The following is an 8,920-nucleotide window of genomic DNA, read 5'->3' as shown; positions in this document are numbered from 1 at the left end:
AACTGAATAAGCAGGAGTAGCATTTGATGTTGGGTAAAATCCGACTCAGTCCCATTTTGGAGCTGTGCGTGAAGGAACTGGACGTAATGGAGCAAGGCTGGATCGAGGCCTACGAAACAAGGTAGCTTGTCTAGCGCCGGGGCCAAGCCTTCGGGGACGTCTGCAACCAAAAACCGGTTATCGTCGGTCGCAGCATATCCATGGCCAATTCCCGCGGGAATAATTGCCGCTCGATGCTGCGCAACCTCCCCTTCCTTGGCATCTACTGACAGAGATAACGTTCCCACCAACGGCAATACCAGTTGATGATGGTCGTGGGAGTGGCTTTTTCCCTCGTCCTCGTAGGTTCGTATATGCAAGCCGATCTCAGAATACTTCATGCGACCAGTATAATCAGAAACACATGAGAGTCATTACAGAACCACTCTTTCATCCATCTCTCATGCGGGATCCGTCCGAGCCAGCGATGAATTCTGGTCGATCGATTGCATTGAAACGACCGGCTGAGATGCTTCTAGCCGGTCGGCTTCCGTTTACGGGAGCAAACACCCCACAGATACAAAGAGCAGTTTCCTCACAGGTAATCCCGGGTGGACTGGACACTCGCATAGGCAAACCCAAGAGCCGCCATAGCCGTGGCATGAACCTGTGCCGCAGGCACGGTCACACCGTTGAACTCCAAGTCCATCGTGGCGCAGGCATCTTCCAGCACAGTGACCTTATAGCCAAAGTCTGAAGCGGCGCGGCTGGTGGCCTCGATGCACATGTGGCTCATGGCACCGATCACCACCACTTCCTCAATATCGTTGGAATCCAGCAGCTCTTTCAGGTTGGTTTTCAGGAATGAGTTGGGGTAGTTCTTGAGAATAACCGGCTCATCGCCTTCCGGTGCCACGGATTCGTGGATGTTCACGCCGTCTGAGCCAGGTGTGAACACAGGCGCATTCGGATCCGGGAACTCGTGGTGAACATGCACCAGCAGGTCTTTGTTCTGACGCGCTGCGTCGATCACCTGTGCCGCCTTGGCGGCTGCCTGCTCAATATTCACCAGTGGCAGTTTGCCAGAGGCAAAATACTCATTCTGGATATCGACAACAATAACGGCTCGTTTACTCATTAGACGGTTCCTCATTTGGTCATTTATTTCAGGTGTGTTCTGGTCAGAAAGAAAGACTCTCACCATCCGCCGGAATCAAAACCTGCTCATCAATTCCCTCGCTCTGAACGAACTCCGCCAATTCCTCGCGGCTCAGGGTCATATGGTTCACGGCGTCCATGTGCACGGCGACAATGTCCGCATCTGGTAAAGCTCGGTGCACTCGCAGGGTATCTTCTTTGCCCATGATGATCGAGTCGCCCTCAAAGCCTGTCAGTTCCGCCGCCCCGGCATTCAACACAACAACGTCCGGCTGAAAGCGCTCCAATGACTGAACCACTTCATCACGCCACACGGTATCGCCTACCACGTAAGTGGTTTCCTGCCCCTCGGCTTCAAAAACCACACCCATGATTTCACCGAGCGCCTTGGCCAGCTCGGGAATGGCATAAAGGGTATTGGAGCCGTGTTGGCCGCCGGTTTTATGGAGTATCACGCCGCCGAATTCAGCCTCGCCATCCAGAATACGCACATCCTTGAAGCCTTGTGAGCGGATCAGCTCGGCATCCGCCCCGTTCTGCACAAACAGGGGAATGTTCTTCGGCAACAGCTTCTGGGCGGCATCGTCCCAGTGGTCCAGGTGGGTATGGGTAACGATCACCGCATCGGTACCCTCAATCACATCCTCAGCGGCCATGGGCAAGCCCACCAAAGGATTACGCAGCTCACTGCGGTAAGTGTCCGGAAAGCCCGGGTAAGCTCCTTGTTCGGCCAGCATAGGATCAATCAGAAAGGTGGTCTCTCCGTATGTAACCTTGATGGTGGCATTGCGGATTTGCTGTATCTGGTGGCTGGGTTCCCGGGTATACGATTCGGCGAAAGCAGCGCCAGTAAAAACAGTCGAAGCAAGCATCAGGGCGCCAGCGAAAGTTTTGATCAACATGGTATTTATCCTCCAACAGGGTGTTCGTTGATGGAGTAAGTCTACGGAGATGTGATCACCACCAATATTGACCTGAAAGACAATGATCGAAAGAATCGGGCCAAGCAGTTATTATCAGGTTAAATGAACCACAGGAGTGACACCGTGGCGCTACCGAAAGTCGGGCTTATCCTTCACCCACAATTCAGCCCCTTCCATTTCTCTGTTCCTTACATGGTGTTCAGTATTGCCTTGCCCGACGGCCCCTTGTTCGAGTTGCTGATTATCACCCCAGACGGCAAGCCCCTCACATCCGAACGGGCCATGACCGTTCAGCCAGATGGCGGGCTGGAATTATTGGATGCGGTTGATATTGCGGTAGTACCCGGCTGGCACGATCTGAGCGAAGCCCCACCGCCGCAATTGGCGGAGGCTCTCACCCGCTGCCATGAACGGGGCGCACATGTGGTAGGCCTTTGCTACGGCACCTATGCGCTGGCCTATGCGGGTTTGCTGGATAACAAGAGAGCCTCGACCCACTGGCTGGCAGAACAGGACTTCCTCAATAGGTTTCCACAGGTGAATCTGGATACCAACGCCCTCTATGTGAAGGATGACCGGCTGGTCACGTCCGCTGGCACAGCTGCGGGGCTGGATTGCTGCCTGTTTCTGGTGCGGGAGTATTACGGTGCCAGGACCGCCAATACCCTTGCCCGCCTGATGGTTGTTCCGCCGCACCGGGAAGGTGGCCAGGCTCAGTTCATTGAGCAGCCGGTCGCGATGTCCACCCAGGATGCTCACATCAACCGGCTGCTGGATTACCTGCGGGAACATCTGGCCGAAACTCACACCATCGATGAGTTGGCTGCCCACACCAAAATGAGCCGACGCACCTTCACCCGCCACTTTCAGAAGGCAACGGGCATGACGGTGATGGAGTGGTTGGTGAGTGAGCGACTTCGGCGAGGACGGGAACTGCTGGAAACCACATCACTTTCAGTGGAAGCCATCGCGGAAAAAATCGGCTTCCATACCGCAACGTCCTTCCGGCAACACTTCAAGCAGCGTCACCATGTAAGTCCTCGGGTTTGGCGCAAAACGTTTGGTGAGAATGCCTGACATTCCGAGTGTTCGGGAATGTCACTGCGGTGATGACGTTAACCCAGTCTGCCAAACTCAAGAGGCATGACCCCTGATCCGTTAAGCATCTCGCGGTTGCAGGCGCTTGAAATCAAGTTCTGCTACTACTAGCGCGATCAAGATCAACCCCCCGCCAGCCATGGTCCGAAGACTGAGAGGCTCCCCGAGCATGATCATGCCGGCGAGGGCTGCGAAAATAGGCTCGCAAAGATAGGTTAATGCAACTTTCTCTTCTTCAAGATACCTTTGAGCGGAGCTTTGTATGCTGTACATGTAAGCAGTACCAAGCAGGCCCGCAAACATAATCCCCTCCCAAAAGTGCGTATCTGAAGGCATCCATACTGCTTGCTTATCGAACAGTGCCGCGAGACCACTGCCGAGACTGCATACCGTCATCGCAATTGTCACTGTCAGCATTGCGTCACATCGATGTGAGAAATACCCTACAGTCATTACATAGCAAGCAAAGAACACTGCACAGGCCATCGTCCATAGATCGCCAACATTCAGGTGTAAACCGTATTGCGCGACTATCAAATAAAGCCCGAAAAGTGCAATTGAGCAGGAAATCCATATGCGGTTTTGCACTGGCTTTCGGAATAGGCCCCACTTGAATAGCGGAATCAGAAGAACATCCAGGCCGGTGATAAATGCGGTGTTGGTGACACTGGTGTGTTGTAGCCCAATAGTCTGAAACACGTTCCCTAAGAGCAACGGAAGTCCAATCAACGCGCCGGCGACAATGGTTTTCCGGTTCAGGCGGTTGAATCTTTTCGCGAACAGTACCGCGAGGACTATTGCTGCCAGGGCAAATTTATAGGTCAGGAAGACATAAGGTGAGCCGTCTGCCACACCGACTTTGACGAAAGAGAACGACACTCCCCAGAAGGCCGTTCCAAGTATGAGTAACAGGAGGAATACGTGAGACTTTTGCATGTTTCTAACCATTTGTTGGGATTACAAAATGGTTAGAGTATGCGGAGGCCGCAAAAAGGCCCGGTGTCGCTCCCAATTTCTTCTCTAACGTTAGAGCGGACCAGTACAGATGCCTTAAGCTGGCACAAGTATACACTTCCCCACGCAGGGTGTGATAGCCGGACGCTTTCGTTGAATCAACTCAACGCAACCTTCAGCCCGATGCCTGTCAGCAGACAGCCAAAGAGGTTGTTCTGGACTCTGTGGTATCGGGCGTTGCCGCTGGTAGCTGCCGAGAGTGCCCGCCCCAGAACTGCGTAGGTAAAATCAAAGATCAGTCCGGTCAGCACCAGAATTAGTGCCAGTATGGCGAACTGTCCCGCAATGCCTGAGCGTTCCGGGTGGATGAACTGCGGAAGCAGTACAGAGCAGAAGATCAGGGATTTGGGGTTGAGCAGGTTAGTTGCCAGCCCTCTTTGGAAATCAGCCAGATATCCCACGGATGGCAGATTACCTGCCGCTGACTGGGGTTGATCAGGGAGAGAATGACCTGTCCGGAAGAATTGCCAACCCAGGTAGAGCAGATAAGCCGCGCCCAGTAATCGTACCGTGTGGTAGGTCCAGGGATGAGTCGCAAACAGAGTCGCAAGCCCCACCGCCGCCAGCAGAACATGGCAGCCCCGGGCAATGGCAAGGCCCACAGCGACGGCCATGGCGTTTCTGGGGCCACTGCTCACGGAGGTACCAAGTACCAGGAGCATGTCCGGTCCTGGCGTAAGGTAAATCGCAACGAGCGCAGTCAGGAACAGTAGAAGGTCAGCCACGGGTCATGTCTCTTGCTGGTATTAAAGCCTTGATTATACCGTCCGTTGCTTAGCGGATGGTTGCGCTTTCAGCCACAAAAGAATATAAAATTGGTGCTATTCGCTAATTTTATTCTTATATGGAGATTCTTATGCCAATCCATAAGTTAGACCGATTTGATCGAAAGCTTCTGGAGGCACTGCAGACGGATGGCCGCGCGCCCAACACGGATCTGGCCGAGGGAATAGACCTGTCCCCGTCGCCTTGCTCACGGAGGGTGCGGCTGCTTGAAGAGTCCGGGGTGATCAAGGGCTACAGCGCAATCCTGGATCAGGAAAAAGTGGGTTTGGGGCTAACCGTATTCGTTGGCATCAAAGTGGAGCGTCATCAGGAAAAGGAAGCCGAGGCTTTTTGCGAGGCGGTAAGTGTCATGCCGGAAGTGGTGATGGCTCACCTGGTGTCCGGGGAGTCGGATTTCCTGTTGCAGGTTGTGGTGCCCGATCTTCGCGCCTACAAGGAGTTTTTGAGCAATACGCTGCTCAAGTTACCTGGAGTTCGGGACATTCGAAGCAACTTTGCGATCCAGACCGTCAAACCCCAATCGCCACTTCCGCTGATTCATTTGCCGGGGTAAACCGGCCACCAGACATCGATTATCTTCAGATACGGAATACCCGTGATCATTACCGGAGGGAACAACAGCGGCCCGGTTCTATGCCACGACACACTCAGTTTTTCAAAAAATAGCGAAAGCTTCCCCCAGTTCGGTCACGCCCACGGTGCCGGCCACCTGTTGATTGACAAAAACCCAGAAACAGCTTCGCGTGCCAAAATAAGGGCCATCAGAATAATTAAGCCTCCTCCTATACGGTTTACTATTCTGACACTGTCTGCGTTGGAAAAAAGGCGGGAGCTTAAGCTGTGAGCAACTACAACCCACACGCTATCGATCGCAATACCCAATAGGATAGGTATCATCGAGTACATGATCAGGACGTTCGTGGGGCTCGCAAGATTGCCACTGAGGAAGCTTGGAACTATGGTTCCGAACATGATCAATGCCTTGGGGTTGGTGATACCGACTATCACTCCCGCAGTGAGCGGTGACTTTCTCTTTGCTGGCTGGTCAGTTGCAGCCGGACTCGCCGCTTTTGAGGCTACAAGATACCCGATGCCGATAAGCAGCAAGGCGACCGCACCCAGCATTCTGATAGCAGGCAAAGCAAAATCGGATTTCAGTATAAGAGGGCCAAGTCCAAAAGAAAGAAGTATCGCAATGCTTAACATGCCAATTGCATTGCCGATCACGCCACGCAACGCATGACTTCTGCCCTTCATAATAACTTGCCCGATAAAAAGCATGATGCTTGGGCCAGGTACAGCAATGAGTATCGAACTGGTAATAATCAACCCCAGCAGCCCACTGACGGATACCCCAATATCTTGCATGTAAATATTTCCTTCGATATGCGTGTTGCGGGCATTAATACCATATTTTCAGCGACTTATTGAAAATATTACTCATACATTCTAGCCCGAGGCATCAGGCTTGAGCTTATGAATAAAGGCATTGCTCATGAGTTAAACGTTGTCACGCACTGTGCCTTTTAGTTCATGAGTTTTTGGTATCCGGATTAAGCGGTTGACAATCCTTGCTGCTCCATCAATACCTTAATCCTCCCAGAAGGTTGATAGATCAACGCCAAAGTTCTTCTCTGGCTCTGGGAGCCCCATGCTGTAGGTCAGGTGGCCTTGCCTAGGAATAGGGATTCCTTGGTCTGCGGTGCCCTTTTCTTGTGCTTGTGGCGTATAGGCTCCGGGCTTGCATCACCTCGAATGAATAACCTCGCCCATCGCGGTTCTTGTCCTTGGCCAACCGGTTAATCGACTCCGTAAAGACGTTCGTGGTCGGGGTGTCGGTCTCGAAGTAGGTTAGCATCTCTTCACGCCAGCCGCTGACGGCGCTGACGAGATCCTTCCAGACCTCCTTCTGCCCCTGCGGGATATCGTCAATCCAGGCAGCTAGCTGTCTTCTCAGCATCACACCGGCTGATGGAGTCCCAGATGTGGTTGAACCGCTCCTTGTGCTCGTAGGCTACCAAGAGCTGTGGGAAGGCCCCTGTCCAGTCTCGATAATGAGACGTTCACGGTCTGAGACATCGTGAGCGCGCTTCAGCAGGATTCTTCGATCACCGTTGAGTGTTCGACGCTGGTTGGCCTTCAGTTCCTTCCCAAGGCCCTTGCCGACCTTCTCCAAGGCTTCGTTGGCCATGCGCAGGACGTGGAACTTATCGACCACGATGCGGGCTTGTGGAAGAACCGCCTGAACAGCGCGGCGGTTGGGCTTCCACATATCCATACTGACGGTCTCCACATTGTGGCGGTTGGTCATGTTCATGAGGCGCTTGATCACGGCATCCTGCTGTCGACCGGGCAGAAGGTCCAGCAGGGCTCGCTCCTCTAGGTTGGTCAGAATGCAACGGGAACGGCGGTTTAAGATGACCGTTGTGGACTGGCTGGTCAGTGAACGGCTTCGGCGAGGACAGGAACTGCTGGAAAGCACATCACTTTCAGTGGAAGCCATCGCGGAACGAATCGGCTTCCACACGGCTACGTCATTCCGGCAGCATTTCGAGCAACGTCACTACGTGAGTCCCCGGGGCTGGCGCAGGACCTTCGTAGACGTGGCCTGATATTCCAGGCCACCCGCGATGCCGTTCACTCTATTGAACGTAAACCGCTAAGCGAGCTTCACATTCATCGTGATCCGGGCAGTAAATACCGTCTGCCCATCCTCATCAACCACCGAAACCGGTACCACTTTTTCACCGGCCGTTTCCCAATCAATACCGTCTCCGTCTGCAATCGCACGCAGATCTGTTTTGGCCTTGGCCAGATAATTCACCGTCATCGCCTGCGGAATCCACTTGCCATTGCTGGGGATGGACGCATCCGTCATCAATCCAGCCACCAGTTCGGCAGCATTGCACATGGCAATGGCGTGGACGGTGCCCAGATGGTTAGTGATTTCCTTTCTGAAGGGTACTTTGGCTTCCGCATACCCCGGCTTCAGCTCGGTTAGTGTTGGTTCGATGGTGCTGAAGTACGGTGCCTGCTGGCACACCATGTTTGAAAAGCTTTCTGCCCCAAAGGCGTTGAATGCTGCAAGTGCCTGGCTCATTGAGTAGACCTCCAATAATCGACTGTGAAAACCATAAACAGAATATTATTCTGTTGCGAAATAATGTTCTGTTTATGGCGGCAGTGTCAAGAGGTAAACTGAGCCGCTGATCAATACAGGAATAAACCAGGATATTCAGTTATGGCCGAAGACAAGATTCTGGACAGACTTCTCCCCGGCAGGCGGGCCGCCCTGAAGCGTGAAATCCTTGAACACGCCTTAGCCTGCTTCAACGAGCTTGGCATAGAGGCCACGACCATTGATGCCGTAAAGACTCGCTGCGGCACCAGCGTAGGAGCGATCTATCACCATTTTGGCAACAAGGAAGGAATTCTGAGCACGCTGTTTTTCATCGCCCAGGACGATCAACGGGCCCAACTGAAAGCGGTTCTGCAGAAGGCAAACACTCTGCAGGATGCGGTCTATATCATGGTTCGGAGCTATGTAGACTGGGTTACCGACCACCCGGATTGGGCACGATTTTTATTCCAGGCACGGTCAGCAGTGGCCAAAGGTCCTCACCGACAACAACTGGAAGAAAGAAATGTAGAGAATTATCGCGACCTGAAAGACCGGCTGTTCAGCCTTGATCGCGGGCCCCATGAGATTATCCAATCTTCCGAGCTGCTTCCGTCCTTGATCATTGGTCCGTCTGAAAATCTCTGTAGAGCCTGGTTGTCCGGCCGAATCCAGGTTTCTCCCTCAGAGTACCGAGATCAGCTTGCCGAGTCGGCCTGGCGAGCAATCCAGAGATCACAGTGAGCGAACACGACCATCCCGATTCGCGCGTCTTTTTGGTTATCTCAAATAGCCCATGTTTGTTCGAGTTTGAGCGGTAGCTTCTGGCCAACCGGTCGCAAAA

General features: G+C 53.2%; 11 protein-coding genes and 1 pseudogene. 4 read left to right on the top strand and 8 right to left on the bottom strand.

Features of this window, described 5'->3' with window-relative positions:
• The 3 genes from RG807_RS17020 to RG807_RS17010 form a co-directional block, all read right to left on the bottom strand.
• Positions 1 to 380: cupin domain-containing protein (locus RG807_RS17020; RefSeq protein ID WP_494337500.1), on the bottom strand; the 380-nt coding region annotated here is incomplete at its 3' end.
• 194 nt (positions 381 to 574) lie between these two features.
• The gene (locus RG807_RS17015; protein ID WP_309045953.1) at positions 575 to 1,117 is read right to left on the bottom strand and encodes a cysteine hydrolase family protein; all 543 of its coding nucleotides are present in this window, start codon (positions 1,115 to 1,117) and stop codon (positions 575 to 577) included.
• A gap of 43 nt (positions 1,118 to 1,160) precedes the next feature.
• Positions 1,161 to 2,039: an MBL fold metallo-hydrolase gene (locus RG807_RS17010; RefSeq protein ID WP_309045952.1), complete on the bottom strand. Its 879-nt coding sequence runs from the start codon at positions 2,037 to 2,039 to the stop codon at positions 1,161 to 1,163.
• Between the two features lie 144 nt (positions 2,040 to 2,183).
• Here RG807_RS17010 and RG807_RS17005 point away from each other — a divergent pair, with 144 nt between their 5' ends.
• Entirely contained in the window at positions 2,184 to 3,137 is a 954-nt protein-coding gene (locus RG807_RS17005; protein ID WP_309045951.1) for a GlxA family transcriptional regulator, read from the top strand.
• An 81-nt stretch (positions 3,138 to 3,218) separates the two neighbouring features.
• Here the strand turns inward: RG807_RS17005 and RG807_RS17000 are convergent, their stop codons facing one another.
• Together RG807_RS17000 and RG807_RS16995 are read right to left on the bottom strand one after the other, a co-directional pair.
• Positions 3,219 to 4,094 carry a DMT family transporter gene (locus tag RG807_RS17000; RefSeq protein ID WP_309045950.1) on the bottom strand — a complete coding sequence of 292 codons (876 nt, stop codon included), beginning with the start codon at positions 4,092 to 4,094 and terminating at the stop codon, positions 3,219 to 3,221.
• 176 nt (positions 4,095 to 4,270) lie between these two features.
• Positions 4,271 to 4,897, bottom strand: a complete 627-nt coding sequence (locus RG807_RS16995; RefSeq protein WP_309045949.1) for a LysE family translocator — start codon at positions 4,895 to 4,897, stop codon at positions 4,271 to 4,273.
• A 131-nt stretch (positions 4,898 to 5,028) separates the two neighbouring features.
• On the opposite strand from RG807_RS16995, the gene RG807_RS16990 reads away from it, so the two are divergent.
• The gene (locus RG807_RS16990; RefSeq protein WP_309045948.1) at positions 5,029 to 5,511 is read left to right on the top strand and encodes an Lrp/AsnC family transcriptional regulator; all 483 of its coding nucleotides are present in this window, start codon (positions 5,029 to 5,031) and stop codon (positions 5,509 to 5,511) included.
• 134 nt (positions 5,512 to 5,645) lie between these two features.
• Here the strand turns inward: RG807_RS16990 and RG807_RS16985 are convergent, their stop codons facing one another.
• Entirely contained in the window at positions 5,646 to 6,326 is a 681-nt protein-coding gene (locus tag RG807_RS16985) for a LysE family translocator (RefSeq protein ID WP_309045947.1), read from the bottom strand.
• A gap of 307 nt (positions 6,327 to 6,633) precedes the next feature.
• Positions 6,634 to 7,440: pseudogene (locus RG807_RS16980) on the bottom strand (ISL3 family transposase).
• On the opposite strand from RG807_RS16980, the gene RG807_RS16975 reads away from it, so the two are divergent.
• Positions 7,352 to 7,570 (top strand): helix-turn-helix domain-containing protein, encoded by a 219-nt coding sequence (locus tag RG807_RS16975; protein ID WP_309045946.1) that lies wholly within the window; start codon positions 7,352 to 7,354, stop codon positions 7,568 to 7,570. The pseudogene RG807_RS16980 and the gene RG807_RS16975 overlap by 89 nt on opposite strands.
• 47 nt (positions 7,571 to 7,617) lie before the next feature.
• Here RG807_RS16975 and RG807_RS16970 read toward each other — a convergent pair whose 3' ends face one another.
• Positions 7,618 to 8,058, bottom strand: a complete 441-nt coding sequence (locus RG807_RS16970; protein WP_309045945.1) for a hotdog fold domain-containing protein — start codon at positions 8,056 to 8,058, stop codon at positions 7,618 to 7,620.
• A 141-nt stretch (positions 8,059 to 8,199) separates the two neighbouring features.
• Between RG807_RS16970 and RG807_RS16965 the strand changes: the two genes are divergently transcribed.
• The gene (locus RG807_RS16965; RefSeq protein WP_309045944.1) at positions 8,200 to 8,820 is read left to right on the top strand and encodes a TetR/AcrR family transcriptional regulator; all 621 of its coding nucleotides are present in this window, start codon (positions 8,200 to 8,202) and stop codon (positions 8,818 to 8,820) included.
• The last annotated feature ends 100 nt before the right edge of the window (positions 8,821 to 8,920 follow it).

Source organism: Marinobacter sediminicola (genome assembly GCF_031157525.1).
Lineage (GTDB): Bacteria > Pseudomonadota > Gammaproteobacteria > Pseudomonadales > Oleiphilaceae > Marinobacter > Marinobacter sediminicola.
This window is presented reverse-complemented; position numbering and strand designations above follow the sequence as displayed.